Annotated in this window: 12 protein-coding genes; 2 read left to right on the top strand and 10 right to left on the bottom strand. The window is 52.4% G+C overall.

Going from position 1 to position 20,412, the window contains the following annotated elements:
- Window positions 1-110: 110 nt before the first annotated feature.
- Window positions 111-326, top strand: coding sequence for a hypothetical protein (locus M6D89_RS16870; RefSeq protein ID WP_253969265.1), 216 nt, complete (start codon window positions 111-113; stop codon window positions 324-326).
- Window positions 327-337: 11 nt separating this feature from the next.
- Window positions 338-1,531, top strand: a complete 1,194-nt coding sequence (locus tag M6D89_RS16865) for an Arm DNA-binding domain-containing protein (RefSeq protein WP_253969264.1) — start codon at window positions 338-340, stop codon at window positions 1,529-1,531.
- Between the two features lie 834 nt (window positions 1,532-2,365).
- Here M6D89_RS16865 and M6D89_RS16860 read toward each other — a convergent pair.
- From M6D89_RS16860 to M6D89_RS16815, 10 genes are all read right to left on the bottom strand, one after another.
- Window positions 2,366-3,508: a glycoside hydrolase family 26 protein gene (locus tag M6D89_RS16860; protein WP_253969263.1), complete on the bottom strand. Its 1,143-nt coding sequence runs from the start codon at window positions 3,506-3,508 to the stop codon at window positions 2,366-2,368.
- Window positions 3,498-4,472, bottom strand: a complete 975-nt coding sequence (locus tag M6D89_RS16855) for a Gfo/Idh/MocA family protein (protein ID WP_253969262.1) — start codon at window positions 4,470-4,472, stop codon at window positions 3,498-3,500. The genes M6D89_RS16860 and M6D89_RS16855 overlap by 11 nt, the downstream gene beginning before the upstream one ends.
- Window positions 4,469-6,070 (bottom strand): sugar porter family MFS transporter, encoded by a 1,602-nt coding sequence (locus M6D89_RS16850; RefSeq protein ID WP_253969261.1) that lies wholly within the window; start codon window positions 6,068-6,070, stop codon window positions 4,469-4,471. The genes M6D89_RS16855 and M6D89_RS16850 overlap by 4 nt, the downstream gene beginning before the upstream one ends.
- Complete coding sequence (locus M6D89_RS16845) at window positions 6,067-6,789, bottom strand: phytanoyl-CoA dioxygenase family protein (RefSeq protein WP_253969260.1); 723 nt, start codon at window positions 6,787-6,789, stop codon at window positions 6,067-6,069. Before M6D89_RS16845 ends, M6D89_RS16850 begins: the two co-directional genes overlap by 4 nt.
- Window positions 6,790-6,888: 99 nt before the next feature.
- Window positions 6,889-8,493 carry a glycoside hydrolase family 43 protein gene (locus tag M6D89_RS16840; protein ID WP_253969259.1) on the bottom strand — a complete coding sequence of 535 codons (1,605 nt, stop codon included), beginning with the start codon at window positions 8,491-8,493 and terminating at the stop codon, window positions 6,889-6,891.
- An 804-nt stretch (window positions 8,494-9,297) separates the two neighbouring features.
- A complete protein-coding gene (locus tag M6D89_RS16835) occupies window positions 9,298-10,770 on the bottom strand; it encodes a tryptophan halogenase family protein (protein ID WP_253969258.1) in 1,473 nt (490 codons plus the stop codon).
- Between the two features lie 101 nt (window positions 10,771-10,871).
- The gene (locus M6D89_RS16830) at window positions 10,872-13,859 is read right to left on the bottom strand and encodes a TonB-dependent receptor (protein ID WP_253969257.1); all 2,988 of its coding nucleotides are present in this window, start codon (window positions 13,857-13,859) and stop codon (window positions 10,872-10,874) included.
- Between the two features lie 203 nt (window positions 13,860-14,062).
- Complete coding sequence (locus M6D89_RS16825; protein WP_253969256.1) at window positions 14,063-15,109, bottom strand: LacI family DNA-binding transcriptional regulator; 1,047 nt, start codon at window positions 15,107-15,109, stop codon at window positions 14,063-14,065.
- Between the two features lie 141 nt (window positions 15,110-15,250).
- The gene (locus tag M6D89_RS16820; protein WP_253969255.1) at window positions 15,251-17,992 is read right to left on the bottom strand and encodes a di-heme oxidoredictase family protein; all 2,742 of its coding nucleotides are present in this window, start codon (window positions 17,990-17,992) and stop codon (window positions 15,251-15,253) included.
- 222 nt (window positions 17,993-18,214) lie between these two features.
- A complete protein-coding gene (locus M6D89_RS16815; RefSeq protein ID WP_253969254.1) occupies window positions 18,215-20,356 on the bottom strand; it encodes a family 31 carbohydrate-binding protein in 2,142 nt (713 codons plus the stop codon).
- Between the last annotated feature and the right edge of the window lie 56 nt (window positions 20,357-20,412).

Here is a 20,412-nt window from a genome sequence, read left to right as displayed (position 1 = left end):
GATCTTCTGTAGATCAAAAAAGCTTGCATTAGATCACTGCAGGGGCTATATTGATCTACAGCAGGTCATTAAGACCTGCAAATGATTAACTTGAATCCAAGGGGATTATTATGACACAAACCTACCTAACAACGGCAGAGCTATCCACGCGAATTAAGTACAACCCGCGCACCATCCGCAACCAGTTAAAAGACTCCGTGCTGCTAGAAGGCATCCATTACATACGCCCTTTTGGGGGACGCAAGATTCTGTATGTGTGGGAACAGATAGAAAAAGACATGATTAAACCCCTTGGGGTCGATCAGTTGATGGCTGGTATTCAATAGGAGGATAAACAATGTCCAGTATAAATCAACGTCACGGAAAGCTCTTTTTTGATTTTCGTTATCAAGGTATACGTTGCCGGGAGTACACAAAACTTGGAGATTCACCAGCCAACAGAAAGCGCTTACTGGCAATTCTCGACCGCATTGAAGCCGAAATTCTGCTCGGAACGTTTAACTACGCTACTTACTTTCCCGGCTCCAATCGAGTCGAACAGTTTAACTCGATAGACCAAAAGAAAGCGATCACCCGAACATCAGTGCCCACATTGGTTGAGTTTTCAGAGGTTTGGTTCAGCGAAATGACGCCGCAGTGGCGAAACTCACACATTAAAAGCACTCGGTTGATTCTGGATGTGCATTTGCTACCTGAGCTGGGCAACCGCCCATTAAATACTATAAAAAAATCGGACATACTGGCCTTTCGCGCCAAACTAGTCAGCAAACCGTCCATAAAGGTCAAATCAAAAAAGCAGATGAGCGCCTCACGCGTTAATCACATAATGATGCCGTTACGCATGATCTTAAACGAAGCAGCAGAACGCTATGGCTTTGTAACGCCCTGGCAGAACATCAAGCCCCTAAAGGTCAACCGCACAGATGTAGAGCCGTTTGACCTTAATGAGGTGAAAACCATCATCAACACAGTAAGAGCTGATTTTAAAAACTACTACATTGTTCGTTTTTTCACGGGATTACGCACTGCCGAGATAGATGGCCTTACATGGAAAAAAGTCGACTTTAAACGACGACAGATCTTGGTACATCAGGCATGGGTTGAAGGCGAATTTGTACCCACCAAAAATGATGGGTCTCATCGCTCCGTGGATATGTCATCCATGGTGTACGACGCCCTGAAGGCCCAATTTAAAGCCACCGGAGACAAGGCAATGGTTTTCTGCAACAGCCTTGGTAATCCGCTATCGCATCAGACCGTCACCAACAAAGTATGGCACCCACTGCTTCGCCATTTAGGCCTGAACAAACGCAGGCCCTACCAAACGCGACATACCGCAGCCACTCTATGGCTTGCCGCCGGAGAGTCCCCCGAGTGGATAGCCCGACAGATGGGGCACAGCACGACCGAGATGCTCTTTAAAGTGTACAGCAGATATGTCCCTAACCTAACCCGCCAAGACGGCAGTGCAATGGAACGTTTGCTCACCGAGCACGCGCTGCAAACTCAAGACGCTAAAGAGGAGGAGTAACCAATGTCGAATGTTATCTATCTAGACAACTTTAGCAGCTACGATACAATTCCCCAGCTTCACTCCGATATTTCGCGGCGTAAGTTCGCGAGAGCACTATTACTTAAGCTTAACGCGCCAAAGGATGGTGACATTGCCACCATCTTAAAACCCACATCTGACCAAACAGACCTAGAGTGCGTACTCCGTTGGCTAGCTGACAGTATTGATCACGAAGCCATACCGCTCGATCTTGATCAATGCTATGAGCTTTTATGTAGCGAGCTAAACGATCGACTTAGATCGCCTTAAAGTTAATGCTCGTATTAATATCGTCATCAAAAACGAAGTAAAGAACGATTACAATCCCTCCGCGACTTGTCAATGCAACAGGATTAGTTGCCCCCGCGCCATAGCAATTTATACGTATTTATCTCTACTGCGTGTAATTACACACAGTAGAGATAAATACGTATAACCGCGAAATTTAAGTTCAGAACAAAAATTTTCTACCCCCCCCCACACACTACGAGCCTGTTCAGCATGATATTGAATAATATATACTATATATATTTGAAAAATATTCCGCATTATCACCAACTGTTCCTTTAATAGCGTAGCCGGACAGGCACTGCATATAGCCGCTCAAATCTAATCTTAACGGCCCAAAGCAGAAAACAATTGAATACCAGACCAATCTTGAACTACGAGAACCTGGGTACGTATAGCTAGAGTATCCGCTTACATCTAGCTCCGAAAACCCGACATCTTCCGCTGCAGGCCGAGGAAAATTGATTCTTAGTTTCGCACCAGAATACTCAGCTAAACCAGTGCTTGCGCTTTGCCGTCGCTTTTCTATTCGGGCGATGGGGTAACACCTTGCGTCGAAACTTTCTCCTCCCAAAGAGAGCGAAGCCACACATTGGCCTGTATACGAGTATCGCCCCAATCCTCATCCGCCCACAAGGCTTGAGACTCCCAGTCGGCGTTAATATAGGCAAAAACACCAATGATATCGGCGTGCTGCTCGATATGGGCAAACACCGGGCGGTACCAGCTATCCCACAGAGCAAGCGATTCGGACTCGGAGAGTTCATCCAATTGATAACCTCGCGGCGCAGCTTCGGCGATAAACACCGGCTTTTGTTTGTTCCGGGCGAACTGCACCGTAGCGGGCTCGGATGCACCTAAAACCAGACCACTGTCAAACAGCGAATACCCCACCCAGTGCACATAATCATCCCCGGGCCAATACTGCTCCCAGCGGCCCGCCTTTGTGGCGGGTGTGACCGAGCTCATTACAGTATTAAAGTTGCTCAATTCATACTCAAGGAAAGTATCCACGATACGGCGGTAGGCCTGTTTGAAGGCCTCGGGCTCGTAGTGGTTATGCGCACCGTCAAATTCGTACCCCGGACGTACAAAGAAAAACACCTCTGGGTAATCGCCCATAAAGCGGGCCATTTGTTCAATGCAGGCGTCTTTGTCGCCATTGGCGATGGCCACTTCTGAGTCACCATAGGCCATGTCAAGGGACAGGTGTATCCGTACTCCATCGAGGGTGCCCGAATCCAGATAATGTTTCAGGTTAATGGGGCCAGCGCCATAGTCGACGCTGGTGGCCAACCCAGGTAACACCGGTAGACAGTCAAACCCAAACCCCAGATAAGAGGTAATTCCCGCCGGCACACCCAGGTGATCGACATAGCCGTTGCTGTAGGTGAAGTTGCCTCCGACGGACGCATTATCCTGGCCAATAAACACCCAGGTCTTCTCGGTTTCAGGGCGATTCAACGAGGGCATGTCCGATACCGGCTCTTGCGGAGTGCTGGGCTCAGGCTCAGTTGGTTCGGGGGCCGGGGCTTCTGGGTCAGGAGAGCCGGACCCATTGGAAGCCGGTCCGGCAGAACCACCGCCCGCCCCACCACAGGCAACGAGGCTCAGTATTAACACGGCCATCAGGGCCAAAGCGGTTTTAGTGAGTATTTTACGCTTCATCGGAAAACGCCTCACGAATCATGGCCATTTGGCGCTGAATGGCCAGACTGTCTCGCGCGGCCACCACCGAAGAGCCTGCCCTGCCCGCAAGCAGATCGTTGGTGACGGCCTGAGCTTCGTAATGAAAGCCCTCGGTAGCACGCTTATCTACAAAGTGATCAACTCGATCATCCAACACATACAGAGACGCTTCGCGTGCGCGCCAAAAATCGGGGATAGCGATATAGCCTTGCTCACCAATGATGTACGCCCAGTTTTGCAGCTTACAACGGAAGGACGTACCTAAGGTCACAACGGATTCTGGATAATTAAATAAGATGGCCAGATCATCTTCGACCCCGTTAGGCGCATGACGGGCCACTACCTGAATCTCCGCCGGGTCTTGCCTCATAAATAGCCACGCCAACGCTACGGGATATACTCCCATCTCCAACAGACAACCGCCTGCCAAGCTCGCATCGTACACACGCTTTTTAGAATCGAAAGGAAACTGAGGGTACCCAAAATCAGCTTTAATCTGGCAAATGCGACCAATGCGCCCCTCTTGTACCCAACGCAAAGCCGTCTGCACCGGCGGGAGAAAGTACGTCCACATGGCTTCCATCAAGTAGCCACTTGTACGCAAGGCGACACGCTGTAGCTCTTCGCATTCTTCGGGGGTTACCGTCATCGGCTTTTCGCACAGCACTGCTTTGCCATGCTCCAACGCGGCCTTGGCATGTTCGAAATGCAAGCTGTGGGGAGTCCCGATGTAAATCACATCGATTTCTGAATCCGCCAGCAGCGGTTCGTAACCTGCGTAGGCCTTCTCTATACCGTGCTCGCGGGCGAAGGCGCGAGCAATGTCACCATTGCGAGCGGCCACTGCATGGATTACCGCATTTTCCACCGCGCTAAAGTCCTGGGCAAATTGCCCCGCAATATTGCCCGCACTTAAAAGCCCCCAGCGAATAATTCGGCTCATGGCGTCTCTGCCCGGGTAAACTCCGCCTCTAATTGTTCTAGGGTTTTACCCTTGGTTTCCGGCAGCAGCCAATACACCAGCACCAACCCAATAATTGCAAAAACCCCGTAGTTCAAGAAAGTAATGAATGAGCCCCAGTTGGACAGCTGCCACGGAAACACAAATTGCACCAAAAAGCTGACACCGCTGTTGATCACTCCGATGAAAGCCATACCGATACCGCGCAAATGATTAGGGAAAATCTCCGACAGCAAGACCCACATCACCGGCCCTAGCGACACCGCAAAAGAAGCCACAAAACCGAGAATACCGATCAGGATTAACGTCGGCTGCATGTTGATAGCCGCTTTAATAATTTGTCCCTGTTGCTCGCGTAATTCACTTTCGCTGAGATACGCTCGCAAAGCCCGTTTAAAAGCCACATCGCTCTCGTACACCACCCCCTCTAATGGCTTCAAACGGCTTTTTAACTCGGTGTTTTGAATTTCAATGGCCTGAATATCGTCTATCACGTAAGTGGCCTGCTTGAACCCATAGGCACACACAGCCATGCTGATGACGACCCCCAGTAAACCCACAAGCAACAGCGGCCGTCGTCCGTAGCGATCTATGCAAAACATCGCCACCAAGGTGAACACCACATTGGTAACGCCCACCCAAATAGCCTGAGCAAAGGCGGCATTGGTACCCACACCACTTTGCTCAAAAATGGTCGGCGCATAAAAATATATCGCGTTGACCCCGGTAATCTGCTGTGCAACCCCAATCACAAGTCCCACCACCAGCGCGAGACGTACACTCGGTTTCATTAACCCCGACAGCCGCTTTAAGAAAGGCTCCATCGCGCTGGAATGGCTCGCGCGAATTTCACGTACTTCTTGCTCAGCATCCACGCCGGGCATCAGTTTGTGTATCACGCGTTGGGCGCGCTCGGGTTGATGATTTAAAACCAGCCAACGAGGGCTTTCGGGTATGTGCAACAACATTAATACGTAAATGCCGGCGGGTAGCAGCTCAATACCAAGCATCCAGCGCCAGGTGTTTGAATCCAAACCAATCGAGCCCACCCAATCAGCGCCAGAGGCGGCTGCTTGCAACAGGGCATAGTTGGCAAAATAGGCGGCAGAAAATCCCACAACGATATTCAGCTGGTTGATGGACACCATTCGCCCGCGCTGGGATGGGTGAGATATCTCCGCTATGTAAATCGGAGCCAGCGTTAACGAACCAAACCCCAACCCCCCGATAAAGCGAGCTAGCGTGATGGTAAGAAAATCTGGTGCCAGCGCCGAGAAAGCGGCTGAAACGGTGTAAAGAATAGCGATAACTAACAGTATCGGCTTGCGCCCAAAGCGGTCACTTAACGGCCCGGCGGAACCACCCGCGATAATGCCACCCAAAGTGGGTGAAGCGACCACTAAGCCCATCTCCCAATCGGATAAAGCAAAATCAGCCGCAATGGCGTTAATGGCTCCAGAAATAACGGAGGCATCAAAACCGAAAAGAAAGCCACCTAAAGCAACCACAATCGCCAGGCGAAAAGTCTGAGCGGAGCCGCTCACGGGTGCTGTCGGCACCGACGACGTTGGCTGGCTCATGCATCACCCCCCGCCATACGATCTTCCACTACCGAACTGGTTTCAAACTTGTAACGCATGTTGCGGTAAACACACACATCGGTAATATTTTCCGGCGTACCTTGCGGACAGCAGCGGTAATTGGTGGACACCCGATAGCCTCCAATAACGGGGCGAACTCGATGCCAGGTATGGCCATGAAGCATCACTAAGGTCCCTTTTTTAGGTGTCAGTACTGTTTGATCTGCAAAATCCTCGTTCACGTCACCCACGGTGATAGTGCCCCGCCGATGAGAGCCGGGTATAACCAGTGTCTGGCCGCCGATCTCTTCGCGGATATCCTCAGTGTAGATTAGCCGATTCACGTTGAAGCGGGCGGCGCTTTCCTGCGGATCGCAGTCCTGATGCCACGCCTGACCTTTGGTTCCTTTGCGAGAAAACATGGTCATGCAGTACAGCGAATACCACCCCTCGCCTAAAATCGCTTCTGTCAGCGCTTGCAAGCGCTCATCATTCTGCGCCACATCAAAGGCGTTTTGCCCCTCTTGCTGAGGAAACCAGGGGATGACCTCTGTAGCAGATTTGTTCAAAAATTCATCGGTGTGAAGAAATGCCGGACTTGAACCAAAATGACGAACTATCAACTCCTGATACTGATCCATCAAATCGGCAGAAAAAAAATCCTCTAGCACCAAATAACCATCGCGCCAGAATTGCTGGGCCAACGCTTCGTAGTTCATAAAACCCCCAGAACCATAGATATTTCGTTATTGTTAAGTCGGGTATCAACAGCGCAATTACGCCGCACTCACTGACCGTGCTCGTGCGGCTTATTAACGTTATTCGTCTCGTTGGTAATAAAAATGATGAAAATCAGCAGCCCGCGCTGTGCCGGTTAAATCCTGACACGCCATACCAATAAAGGTACCAGTAAAGCTTGCGCCCTCGCCTTTTCCCGCTTCGCAAGACAAATGCCGATAATCTAACGTAACAGGCAACTCACACCATTCACTATCGTCATAGCGATAACTGAAAGTCAGTTCAGCCCGCCTAATCACGGCTTTTAAATGCACTTTCTTATTCTGCTCCAACGCAATCGGAGCAACCGGGAAACTCGCCTCCAGCCCCAACTTCGCATCGCAGGACATGATCGCCAAATGTTTGCCAAGTGCCTCATCGTGAGAGATGTATAAATAATGAAACTTCTGCGAATTGTAGTAACACACCAAACCAGCCATTTGCTGAAAATTTTCTGGATTAAATTCCACCAGTGTTCCCGCTTCACAGCTCAGACAGTCTTGGCGTAAAGCTACTAATGCCGATTCAAAATGGCTCCCCAAAGATTCTCGTCCAAACAGCCGCAAACACCCGGCCCGCTCCGTCAAGCTAAATAAACGTTCATGGCGCGGAGTTCGCAACCACTGAAACGCTTGAGGCAGTTCGCTGCTTATAAAATCAAAATCAGTCGCTTCCGCTGGCCACGGGTGTTCTGGCAGGTTCGGCGCCGGCACCGAAGTTTCCGGCAAGTTCGAATCATTGTCGAGGCGCAGCCAGCCTTGATCATCCCACCGCACTCGCTGTATCGCCGACTCTCGCCCCAACGGACTGAAGCGATCATTAGGCGAAAACGGCCGCGAGCACAAGTGAACAGCATAGTGCTCACTTCCGTTAGGCGTATCCACTACCGCACCGTGGCCACATCTTTGTATGGCAAGCTCAGGGTTATCTTTAGCGGTAATAAAGTGGCCATTGGGGTCCAGCTCGTAAGGGCCGGTTAAAGAACGCGACCGGGCTAAGGTCATTGCATGATCGTAGCCTGTACCACCTTCAGCCGTCAGTAGATAGTAATATCCATCGCGCTTGTATATATGGGGCCCTTCCGTAAACCCTAACGTCGAGCCTGCAAAAATATTTTTCGCGGTGCCGATAAGCTGTTGCGAAGATACATCGTATTCCTGCAGTAAAATTCCGCCGAAAAACGTTCGCTCGGGTCGGTGGTCCCACACCATGTTCACAAGCCATTTGCGGCCATCCTCATCGTGAAACAGCGAGGGGTCAAAACCACTGCTGTTTAGGTACACGGGATCGCTCCACTCACCATCAATACTTTCGCAAGTGGTGAGGTAATTATGAGTGTCTTTAAAGTTACCATCAAAGCGCTTCACATCGGTGTAAATAAGCCAAAAGCGCCCATCTGCCCAACTGAGACAGGGAGCCCAAACACCGCAAGAATCGGGTTCACCCGTCATGTCCAATAACGCAGGGCGGTTAAGTGGACGACTCACCAAACGCCAGTTTTTCAAATCGCGAGAATGGTGAATTTGCACACCGGGATACCACTCGAAAGTTGACGTAGCGATATAATAATCATCGCCAACTCGAACAATAGATGGGTCAGGGTTAAAGCCCGGTAAAATGGGGTTACGAATATTTTGATTCTTCATGGCGTAACTTCTGCCTATTACTGATGGTAAGGTCTATCGGTGCACAGTGAGCGTTACACTCACCGAGCTGCGTGCGCGTACAAAACGCAATTACGGCCCACTCAGTCAGTACCACTTCAACTTGAGGGCTCGTGCAATTTCACGATGCTTTCAATTTTTTATGCTTTATCGTTTTTAAATTCACCCCTGCCGACCACAAACTAACGCCTCAGCAAAAAATAGCTGCCCGCAGGCAGCCCAAGGCACTTAGGGAGGAGGGTTACCTCTTACTAAGTCTAGCTTTGGAGAGCTCAGCTAGAAGGTTGCGTAAACTTAGAATCCAATCCGTCAACTACCCAGTTTTCTAACGGGACACTTACCTTGATTGTTCCAGGCCCTGCTTTATTAAGCTTATCCGGCGTCACAAGTAGAGTATGAACCCTGCCAAGCACGACGCTATACCAAGCATCACGACCAGTTTTCAATACTCCGCAGCCACTTTAATTTCGTTATCGTTAACGTTAACAAAAGTGCCTTACGGTGGTCAATAAATAATTAACTCAAGCGGTTAAAAGCTCTCGCCAATCAATCAAATTTACGCAGAATAAATAGCCGTTGCTTGCGCAAAAAAACTGATAACAACGAAAGCAGCTCAAAGAGGCAAGCTTTTTTAAGCCAGCCTCTGACTACTCACTAAGAGCAGCACTTACGGCAAAGCGAACTTGTTTTAATGCTGCAACGCTCAATGAGTCGAGAAGATGCACCTAACGTTAAGCCTGTAGGCACGCCTTGCTAAGTCGACCCCACCAAACTCTGATGAGACCTTTACACCGAAAGGTAGCGCTTTAGAAATTCCGCGTGACTGGGTAGCTTGGCAATATGCGACTGCACACTTTGAGATAATTGCTTTAGCATTGCGGCCAGCTCACTCTCTGGCATTTCATCCACAACGGCGTGATAGGTTTTTGGAATGAGGCCCTGCCCGATCATCACCTGAAACCAAGAGTCGACAAACAGCTCGCCATCTTCCAGAAAGAATCGCCCCGTTTCCTGGAACTGCTCCATACGATGTGCCAGAGAGTCAGGCACGCTCATGGTGCGACAATGCCGCCAGAATGGCGAATCACTTCGCTCGGTCAAGCGATAATGCAAAACGATAAAATCCAGCACCTGGCGATACTCAGCATCCGCCCTTCGGTTAAATTCATCGCGGTCCAATGCGCACTCAACACTGTCCGGAAACAACTTAATGAGCTTTAAGATATTCTGCTGAATAAGGTGAATACTGGTGGACTCCAAAGGCTCCAAAAACCCGCTGGCAAGCCCCAGAGCAATACAGTTTTTATTCCACTGCAGTTTCCGCTTTCCTGTCACAAACCGAATCTTATTGGGCTCTGATGTCAGCCCTCCTTGGACGGAGTGGTTTAATAAATTTAGCGCTTCATCGTCCGGCAAATATTCGCTGGAATACACAATCCCGTTACCACGACGATGCTGAAGGGGAATCTCCCATCGCCAGCCAGCCTTGTGCGCGACTGCGCGAGTATAGGGCTTGGGGTCTCCGGTTAACTCAGTTTGCAGAGCAATCGCCCTGTCGCAGGGTAACCAATGGCTCCAATCTTCATAACCTGTCTGCAATGTCTTTTCAATCAGCAACGCTGCAAAACCCGTGCAATCAATAAACAAATCACCGTCAACACTTTTTCCGTTATCCAAGGTAACCGACAGAATATTTCCGCTATCTTTGCATTGATCCACTCGCGTGACTTTGCCTTCTTCTCGTATTACTCCGTTACGCTCAGCTATTTTCCGCAAATACTGGCCATATCGGGTAGCATCCAGGTGGTAGGCGTAGTTCAAGCCACTGTCAGGGCCAATTGCAAATCGATCCGCTTGGGCAGCCTGAACTTCACGGCAATACCTTCCGAACGATTCAGCGAGCCCCAACTCGTCACCACGGCGCCAAAAATTATGAAAGCCCGCGGCCCAATAGTTCTTGCCGGTTTCACCAAAACCGTGGATGTACTTTTGCTCCGGTGAACGCCAGCCCTCGAATTGAATTCCAAGCTTAAACGTGGCTTGAGTCTCTCGAACAAAGTCGCGTTCATTAATGCCCAGCAGCTGATTAAAAAATTGCAGTGTCGGTATGGTGGCCTCACCGACACCCACGGTACCGATGGAATCCGATTCCACGAGAGTGACTTTTAATCTTTTAAAAACCTTGCTCAACGCTGCAGCGGCCATCCAACCTGCGGTGCCACCGCCAACAATGGTTAACGACTCGACTCTCTGGCTCATATCCAACCTCTGTTATTATTTTGACTCAACAAAAAGAGCCGCTATCGCTGATACGATAGCGGCTAAATACCACTAACAACAAGTTTGGTTAAGTGTCACGACTAGAAAGAATAGCGTGCACCCAATGCATACCGAGCACCTTGCTCACCATAAAACACCAGCATGTTGTCAGTGCGCCCATGTACACGAATATCTTCTTCGGTGATATTCAAGCCTTCCAAGAAAATAGACAAATTATCCGTCAGGTCATAATTAACAGAAATATCTACCTGGCCATACGCCTCGGTGTATACAGGCTCCTGCTGACCATTCCCTTGCTGTGTACCACTTAGAAACTCGTCACGCCAGTTATAAGCGATACGAGCTTGAAGACCATAATTATCATAAAAAGCAACCACGTTAGCCGAATCACTCAAGCCTAACAAGGCAAACTGATTTTCATTAATCACATCATTGTCGTAGCCGATATCGCCATCTACGGTAGTGAAGTTAACAATACCCCCGAAACCTGACTCGCCAAACATATGCTGCAACGCAAATTCAAAGCCATCGATAGACGCTTCTTTTTCGTTGACCGGCACACGTATGGTGTACATCAACGGGTCGTAGCTACTGCGATCTCCCAGCAGCTCACCGCTGGTTCCGTCAATCCAACCTTGCGCGACGTAATAGTCGCGAACATCCTGACCAAAGTTATCAACAGACGCTTGAGCAGCGGCCTCTTCGTAACGGGGACCGGTTGCGGGGTTTGCTACTGAGGGAAACAGCACTTCGTTTTCAATGCTTGTGCCGATAAAGTTTTCTACGTCTTTTTGGTAATAACCCAGAGAAACATAGCTGCCTTCACCGTAATACCATTCGGCGGAGAAATCAAAGTTAGTGGATTCAAACGGATCCAGATCCGGGTTTCCCGAACCTGCGGTACTGTTATCGAAAGTACGCGCCTGCGGACTATCCGGAATAGCCGTGCCTTGTAAGTCGCCATAATTAGGACGCGCAATCGTCTGACTGAACGAGGCACGCACAACTACGTCTTCTGTAGGCTGGATGGAGAAATCAATATTGGGCAGTAAATTATCGTAAGAGCCCGTTCCCTCACGGAAAATTCCACCATCGGCTTGCAGCAGCAATTCGTTCGGCGTGCGCCACTGACCGTTAAAATAATTCGGCAACAAAGAGTTAGACGTTACGTCAGTTTCTTCGTAGCGCAAACCCAGCGCCAAGTCAGTCGGCATGCCGGCGGTATCCCAGCCCAGGTTTACTTGAACGTAAGCGGAAGACTGCTCTTCTTCCATGCGGTTATCGACCGCGTATTCAGGGTTGATGCACAGAGTGCCCGGGTCACAGAAAGCAAAGGCATTGCCACCAGCGCCCTGCCCATCGGGATACTGCTCGTAAAAACGCGCAATGTCACCGGCAAACTGATCGTAATTTACATCAACAAATTGACCATAAATCCCGCCAGCAGACAAATCATCAAACTCACCCGCCAGGCTCTTAAATTCAAACGCGGAATCATCAAAGTTATTGTCGCCATCACCTGCAGCAGAGTTCCAGTCGCCACCGATATTGGTGTAACCCAGCCCACCCCAGTTGCCACCCTGATTGAGGCTAAACGCTGTGCGGTTTTCTATTTTGGTGGCCGCCAAACCAAAGTCCAGACTCTTAACCACAGACTCATCGAACTCGTAGCTACCGTCTAACTTAACCTGATCGATTTCGGTTTTCTGGTATGAGTTACGGTGACTGGTACCCGTAGCAATAATATCGCTTGCCGTAAGAGCACCATCATCCATTTCGACCGTCATTAACGGTAAATCCTGGCGGAAGTCGACGGTCGTTCGGGTACGGGTAAATGCAGCAGCGGTCACTACGTTATCACTGCCACGATAATCCTGAGGCTTGGCTTCTGCTTTTGACGAATGTGCATCCAAGGCCAAGGTGAGGTTGTCGGTCGCTTGCCACTCTACATTTAAGCCCAAAGAATCCATCTGGCTGTCGGTGCCCCAGCTACCCACACCAAAACCCACGTCACAGCAATCTGTAGCCACCAGATACGAGGGGGTAACGACACTGCTTTCGCTGTACAGCTCGCTATCACCTTGAGAACTGAAACCGCCACCAAACCAGGCCGAAAGCTCTTGACGCTCACGATCTACGGACTGCTCGGTGTAGGTGTAATCAGCTGTAGCCGTAATACTGTCGACAGGCTGCCATTGCAAGGTTGCCTGGGCGTTGGTGCGTTCGCGCGAATAGTCATCCACACGGTACATATAGTTTTGCGGGGTAGACATTAAATCGCCAGCAGCTACTGGGTAGGCGTCGATCAGCGCATCCCCCTCACCGACCCGCAGACTGTTCCAGCCGGATGAAACAGTGCCAGATAATTGCGCTGAATCGCGCTTCTGATAGCTCGCCGATACCGCCACACCAAAGGTATCGTCGGCAAAGGTGTTGCTGTAAATACCGGAAATCTCTGGGGTTACATCGTCGCCAATACGATTGGTGCTGTCTGCAACGGCTTTTACCCCAAAGCTCGCGTTCAACCCGGCGTTTTCCAGCGGACGAGTCGTTTTGATATTAATGGTCGAACCTATGCCACCGGTGGTTAAGCTCGCCTTGCCAGTTTTGTAAATTTCTACACCACTGACGCTTTCCGCCGCTAACTGAGAGAAGTCAAAAGAGCGGGAATTGTTGGTACCGGTTTCCCCGAGGTTGGCCGTGGGCATTTGACGACCATTGAGGGTAATCATGTTGTAATCGGGTCCAAAACCACGAACGGTCACACGAGAACCTTCGTTGTTCTGACGGTCAATGGACACACCGGTCACCCGCTGCAGAGATTCAGCAAGGTTGGTATCGGGGAAGTCACCGATATCCTCGGCAGAAATCGCGTCAACCACACCCTGAGAGTCACGCTTAACATCCATTGCTCGGTCCAAAGAGGCGCGGATACCCGTAACCACCACTTCTTCTAACAACTCAGCATCAGCTTGACCACTTTGCGCCATGGCTCCAATGGCGCCCCCGCCCATCACCAGGGCAATGGTCGAGGATAAAAGACGTTTTTTAACAGTAAATTGGCTCATTATTTTTTTGCTCCAGTTATTACTTAACGGTGAGCTGGAAATGGCCTCGTCTCCATATCCAGCAAGCGCACCTTAATGCGCGTTACCGTTAACGTTAACAAAAGCCTTCAGAGTGCGTCAACAGAATTTTTAATAATTACATTCGCCCTCTAGGGGTCGGCTATTTTTACGTGCGAAAAGTAGATACTGCAGGCTGGGTGAGCTTACTCAGGAGCCGTTGAGCCGCGCTGCACAAGGGAGTGGGCCAATACCTCATGTTTTTGAAGCTTTATCCCCAATAAGCTATCGGCCTTAACCACTTCAATTAACAAGTTAACGGACTGAGAGGACAGCTCTTCAATCGGCTGACGCACGGTTGTGAGCTGAGGAAAAATAGAGGTGGCAATGTTCGTATCGTCAAAACCCGCAACGGCCAAGTCCTCAGGAACCCAAAGGCTGCGACGGTGTGCCGTTGCAATGACCGCGCTGGCCATATCGTCATTACTGGCAAAAATTGCCGTCACAGGTTTACCGGCATCCAATATTTTCGCGCAGGCCTTCATCCCGCTATTAAAAGAAAAGTCCCCTTCTGCGACAAGCGCTTCATCAACGACCAAGCCATGCTTGCTCATTGCATCCTGGAACCCTTTGTAACGGCTGACGGCGATTCCTTGGTGGGTATCCCCCTTTATGAATCCGATAGACGAATGCCCTTGCGCAATCAAGTGCTCGGTCATTTCAAAGGTGGCCCGGTAGTCGTCGATAGAAACGTAGGAGGATCGCTCCAACTCTAAACCCGGCCCCACACGCACGTAACGCACACCGGCTTTATCCAGCGCATCTAACAAGGGGACATATTCACACAGCGGCGGGGGGATGATCATGCCATCCAGTTTGTAACGCTTGGTTAACTCGCCAACCACAGCGTCCACGTCATTGTCGCCGTAAGAGCAAGGCTCAATGACGAGGTGATACCCAAGCTCATTGCAGCGCTTAAGAACACCAATCAGATACTGACTGATGTAGCTACCGAGAGAGTTATCGTAAAAAAAACCGATCAGATAAGACTGCGCCCCAGATAAGCTGCGAGCTGACGCGTCCAAGCGATAGTTTAACGCCTCTACCGCTGCCATTACCTTGTCGTAAGTGGCGGCCGCCACTCGATCTTTATTGAGAACCCTTGAAACCGTCATTAAAGACACGCCAGCTCTTTCGGCGACATCTTTCATGGTGACCCGTGTCGATTTACCCGCGCGTTGTTTTTTACTCATCCAGCGTCCACACCATCATGTTACAGCAAGCCATATTTTCTGCGGCCACAACCCCGCCCCTATCGGGACGGGGTCACTAAGTAACACAAACCCAAGGGAAATTCTATGCCCAATTACGGTGAGCCCCCTGACTCTTAGCGACTAAAGCGACATCAAAAAGTCGATCATCGCCTGCCGCGACCCACCGGTAGCGCCGTTATAGGCGGCCTTGCTCGCCGACGCATCGCCGTTGTGCCTCTGTACCGCCTCATCAATCGAGGCAGCCTGACCGTCATGCATCAACTCCAGCGCAGAAGTCGAGCCATTGCTGACGTAGCCGGACAAACCCAGCCCCCAAAGCGGCGCCGTACGAAAGGCCCCCTCACCCAAATCGTGCAACAGCAAGTCCGTGAACGGATGAATCGTCTGGTTAGCAATCTCGGGAAAATCAGTATTGCTGCCAGTGGTGGCTGTGGGCCTGTGACAGCCGGCGCACCCAAAAGACTCGAACTGCGCCAAACCTGTCGACCCGGCCAGGTTATCGCGCGGCACAGGCACCGCGAGCAAAGAAGAATAAGTCACCAGATCCATAAGCTGGGCGTCAGTAAGCTCCGAAGGACCAAAGTCGGCCACACTGGTGCCCACGCCGATGTCGTCGTGAAGCGCCTTGGCGACCTGATGCTCGACGCTCACGGCCTCCGCGCGCCAACCAAAACGCCCGATCTGCTGGGCGCCACCCACCGTCACACGGCTGACAGTGCCACCATTCTCCGCGGCCCAGGCCTCAATCTGGCTGTCGGGAATAGCCCCCAGCAACCCCAGGCCAATCATTTTGGGCGGCACCACATCCGCACCGGTCTGCATGGGGCCCACGCTGTTGTTGGTATGACAGGCTGTGCAGCTCGTCTGTACCGGGTTGGTCGCCTTGCCGGCCATGGCCGGGAACGGCAGATTACCGCCAATGGCCTGAGGCCCGGGAAGCAACTGCTCCACATGGTTTCCATACGCAAAGTCGGTATGGAACAGGCGTCGCCCCTGCAACCAGTTCTCGATGTTTGCAGGGCTTATATTGTAGGCGTGCTGCATAAATGACAGCCGGCGCTGTTCACCGCCCGTGTCAGACAGGTGAGGCACCGTGGTATCACCGCCCAGTTTGGCAAAGCTGTCATTAATGCCCACCGGTCCAATGGCCGGATCCTGATTGTTGACCACAAAACCCTCCCCCAATACATAGCGGAAGGTCTGACCATAGTAGTTGACGTTGTCACCCGTTACCTGGGCCCGGTCAAAGTTAATGGTGACCTCAAACTCCACTTGTGCGCCGCGCTCAAAATCCCGCGGAATATTGGCATCGGTGCGCATCACAGCCTGCCAGCTGGTGGCGTTCGCGCGCTGGCTCTGCGTGGCACTGCACGCCGGCACCACGGTACCGTCTGGCAGCAAAATATCCATAACGTAGCCGTAGTAAAAGTTGGTCTCATCCCCGTAAAACTTGTGGTACCGGAAGTTAGGCGATTGCTGATTGCAGTCTTTGCTGTTGCCCGCCCCATCCGTCATAGACAGCGGCACCGCGCTATCGAGGCGAACCACCACACAGGGGTCTGTGCTGCCACACGCCGCTTGGCGCTGACTGGCGGCGGCCGCACGCGTATAGTCGCGCAACTGCAGGGCGCCATAGCGAGCACGCCAATATTCCACATTGAAGTTATTGAAATTACTTGCAGACAATTCGTGACGCACGCGGTAGCGCTCGCCCACCTCGGCAATCACCACGCCGTTCTCGACGCGCACACCGCCAGCACTGCCAAAGCCGTTGCCGGCACCGCCATTACCTCCGGTATCGTCATCGCCAGAACCGTCATCGCCCGAGCCCGAGTCGCCCCCAGAGCCACCCGTGCTGCCACCCGCGGCGCAGGGCGAGCTGGTCACACCGCCACCGGGGGTGAGCCCCGCCGCATCGGCAATACACTGAGAGCTGGCATCGTCCTGGACTTTAAACTGCACATCATAGCTTTGAGCGCTGGAGACATTGAACATGTACTCGTAGCGCCCACCGTTCAAACTGGCCGCGCGGCAGTCGCCGTCCAAACACAGATAGACCCAATCGCCGGTCTGTCCACCGTCGGTGTGGTAGGCCGTGCCGTCCGATTCCAGGCCAAACACATTGGCGCCACCCCCACCTCCGGTGCCGACCGTCTCGGGCGTGGCGTTCACGCGTGGGGACACCGCTTCACCCTCGCTGTTCACGGCGGCCACCGTGAAGTCGTAGGCCACACCGTTACTCAGTCCGGCCACTGTATAATCCGTCGCAGAAGTGGTAACACTATTGTCCAGCGCGCCGGTCGCCACGCCGTAATCCACCCGGTAACTGGCAGCGCCGCTGACGCTTTGCCAGCTCAGGCTAACTTCGCCATCGCCTGCACTGACGCTCACACTGGGAGCACCGGCAGGAGGCTGAGGCGAAACGCTGGAACTGGAAGCGGCGCTCGAACTACTCGAACTACTGCCGCCACCGGCAAGGCCGTCACAGCTGACATCCAGGTAATCCTCCGAGGTAGGCCCCGGCAACCAATCCACCTGTGAGTAGTTGCCCTGAATACGCAGGGAGAGGGAATTCCCTGAGCTGCAATTCAAATTACTTTGGTAGCTATAGCGCCACTGACCACCACCAAGGTTGGTCTCTGTGGCGCCCTCGATGATGGTGTAAAACCACTGGCCATTGTCGTAACCCGACAACCACATACCACCGCTTTTTTGCTCATCGAAAGTGTATTCCAGCAACAGCTCGCCACTGGCGTTCAGGCTGACATCAATGGGGGCGGCCTGAGTTGTAGTGGCGGCCGCTCCCAGTGTGAGCGCCGCACTGGCGGCGAACGCTCGTTTGAACGATATAGGTGTAGACATAATCACGTCCCCGTTATTGTTATTGGCTGTGTGGGGTGGAGTCCGCTTCCGGCCCAACGTTTTGGATGTCCGACGCTATCGGGCGCCGGTTTAAGCGGCAAGTTCGAGTTTGCCCGGTACCCGTCAGGGGGTGGATAAACTCGAACTCCCAATATCTTCAACCGGCCGGCAGGCCCCGCCAGCGCGAGACTTAATCAAAAGTGCCAACCGGTAAACTCGGCCTTAAGGCAAAGTGCAGGCATTGTTGAACGTAAAGGTCTGCGGACCGGCTATAAACTGACCGGGCGCGGCAGTTTGCTGCACTTTGAACTCAACACTGTAGCTCTGCCCCAATTGACCGCTCACGGCCCGCGTGTAGTAGCCGTTATTGAGCGTGGCCGAACGGCAATCACTATCCAGGCACAGGTATTTCCAATCGGCGGACCAACCTTCGTCGGCGTGGTAGAGCACCATGGTGGTGTCGTCTTGATAGGCGATGCCAAAATCGCCGCAGTCATTACCGGCCGGCGGGTCGATAGGTTCGCCATCACCGCCGCCATCATTGGCAACTGGGGTGAACTCCACCCAGTTAACGTTGAAGCTGCCGCCGATAATACCCAGGCGCAGTACGCGGTCAGCACCGCCTGTGATGCTTACCGCCGGTACAGTAACGGTCTGCCAGTTCTGCCAGTCACCGGTTTGTGGTACATCCACGGTGGCCAGCGGGTCGCCGTCCAGCGACAAAGTCAGCGCGCGGTTGCCCGCCGTGTTAGGCGTAGCCAGACGTACGTCGATGTCGTAGGTATCGGCAACGACACTGTCGAGAGTGTACTCAAGCCACTCGCCGTCTTCGGTCCATCCCAGATTCTGGCCGGCGTCATCGCTGGTAGCTTGCAAGTCCACCGCCTCGTTTGGACGCAGGGCACCGCCGTTGTTGGTGGCATCCGTGTCGCTGTAGGCCACTCCCTGACCTCCACTATCGAAGGCTTCGACCTCAATGCGACCAGGGATTGACTGGCTGGTGTAGGCACTTTGCTCAGGGTCGTTGGTGCTTCCATCATCACCAGAGCCACCGTCACCACCGCCGGTGTGGCCCCCACCCACAGCACTGCCAGCGGTAGCATAAAGGCTGCCGGAGACTTCGGCGGCGAAGTTATTGAGTACAACGGTATCGGCCTGCAGCGAGGTCACGCCCCAGTAGCCCGATGCGCAGGCGCTGGCGCCCGGCGCGCAATACCAGCGGCCCTGAGATTGCCAATCGGTGTTGATGTAGGCAAACGCGCGGACTTGGTCGGCGTTTTGCTCAATCCAGTTAAAGTAGTCGACAAAATAGGCATCCCACATGGCCTGGGAGCTGGCAAAGCTCTGAGTGTTGGTGCGCGAGGCGGTACAGCTATACGTTTTTGCAGCCATATCAAAGCCCTGGGGGGCAGACTCGGCAATCATCGCCGGCTTGCCGCGATCGCTGGCAAATTGCACCAGAGTATCTTGCAGCGCACGAGGGCTGATATCCGGTACCGTCCAGGGCTTAGAGCCGTCCTGGCAAGACCATTGATAGGCCAGATACTCGCTACCGGCAAAAAAAGAAAGACCCACCCAGTCAACCGCATCATCGCCCGGATACCAGTCACTGTAATGCTGGTATGGGTTGTTGCCGGCATCGAAGTCATAGGCGGAATCGCCATTATCCGGGTAGGTAGCGGCCTGCCACACGGTAGCCACGTTGTTGGCGCCCAAGGTGTCGATGCGATCGGCAATCCAGCGGTAGGCCTGCTTGTAAAAGTCCTGGTTGTAGCAATTCCACGGCCCGTCAAACTCGTAGCCGATACGCAGATAAACCGGACGGCCATCGTTCTTGAAGTAGTTCAACATTCGGTCAATGGCGTAACGGTACTGAGACGTCAGTGACTGCGGGTCGGAGGCACTGCCTACGTCACTGTCGCCGGTGCCGGCAATAGCGCGCAGCGGTTGGTTACCGCAATCGGCCCACTCATCAGACAAATAAAGCCCCACCGCCAGAGCGACCGAGTCGCCACCGGCGAGCTGATCGTAGTCAGCCAACGTTTCCGCAAAATCTACTTCACCGTTGGAGTTATCAACCGGTGGGCCTTCAATGCCGCTCACGTACAGGCTGGCATCGGCCGGCGCGGAATTGGCATTGACCTCCACCGGCAGCAGCGAACTATAGAGTGTTACACCACCGGGCACCGGGGCGCTTGTACCCACCTGATTTTTATAGTCGCGCAGCGTAGAAGTATCCTGCCCGAGGATGTAAAGCACCTTGTCATCGGCGGGCAGATTGACCGCGCCGGAATCAATCGCGGCCGACGCCGCGCCCCAATAGAGCGCGGGCAATACCGCCACAGTTTTCAGGATCTTATGCATTATTGTCACCCGTTCTTTGATTGAAAGTTGAGAGCGTGGAGCGATTCCACGCAAAG

Origin of the sequence: Gilvimarinus xylanilyticus (assembly GCF_024195295.1) — a bacterium.
In the GTDB taxonomy this organism is placed as follows: Bacteria; Pseudomonadota; Gammaproteobacteria; order Pseudomonadales; family Cellvibrionaceae; genus Gilvimarinus; species Gilvimarinus xylanilyticus.
The sequence above is the reverse complement of the archived record's forward strand: the minus strand, read 5'-3'. Positions and strand labels throughout refer to the sequence as shown.

Excerpts from the sequence above, each read along its gene's own strand:
- M6D89_RS16870 (WP_253969265.1), top strand. The coding sequence starts at position 111 with ATGACACAAACCTACCTAACAACGGCAGAGCTATCCACGCGAATTAAG.
- M6D89_RS16865 (WP_253969264.1), top strand. The coding sequence starts at position 338 with ATGTCCAGTATAAATCAACGTCACGGAAAGCTCTTTTTTGATTTTCGT.
- M6D89_RS16860 (WP_253969263.1), bottom strand. The coding sequence starts at position 3,508 with ATGAAGCGTAAAATACTCACTAAAACCGCTTTGGCCCTGATGGCCGTG.
- M6D89_RS16855 (WP_253969262.1), bottom strand. The coding sequence starts at position 4,472 with ATGAGCCGAATTATTCGCTGGGGGCTTTTAAGTGCGGGCAATATTGCG.
- M6D89_RS16850 (WP_253969261.1), bottom strand. The coding sequence starts at position 6,070 with ATGAGCCAGCCAACGTCGTCGGTGCCGACAGCACCCGTGAGCGGCTCC.
- M6D89_RS16845 (WP_253969260.1), bottom strand. The coding sequence starts at position 6,789 with ATGAACTACGAAGCGTTGGCCCAGCAATTCTGGCGCGATGGTTATTTG.
- M6D89_RS16840 (WP_253969259.1), bottom strand. The coding sequence starts at position 8,493 with ATGAAGAATCAAAATATTCGTAACCCCATTTTACCGGGCTTTAACCCT.
- M6D89_RS16835 (WP_253969258.1), bottom strand. The coding sequence starts at position 10,770 with ATGAGCCAGAGAGTCGAGTCGTTAACCATTGTTGGCGGTGGCACCGCA.
- M6D89_RS16830 (WP_253969257.1), bottom strand. The coding sequence starts at position 13,859 with ATGAGCCAATTTACTGTTAAAAAACGTCTTTTATCCTCGACCATTGCC.
- M6D89_RS16825 (WP_253969256.1), bottom strand. The coding sequence starts at position 15,109 with ATGAGTAAAAAACAACGCGCGGGTAAATCGACACGGGTCACCATGAAA.
- M6D89_RS16820 (WP_253969255.1), bottom strand. The coding sequence starts at position 17,992 with ATGTCTACACCTATATCGTTCAAACGAGCGTTCGCCGCCAGTGCGGCG.
- M6D89_RS16815 (WP_253969254.1), bottom strand. The coding sequence starts at position 20,356 with ATGCATAAGATCCTGAAAACTGTGGCGGTATTGCCCGCGCTCTATTGG.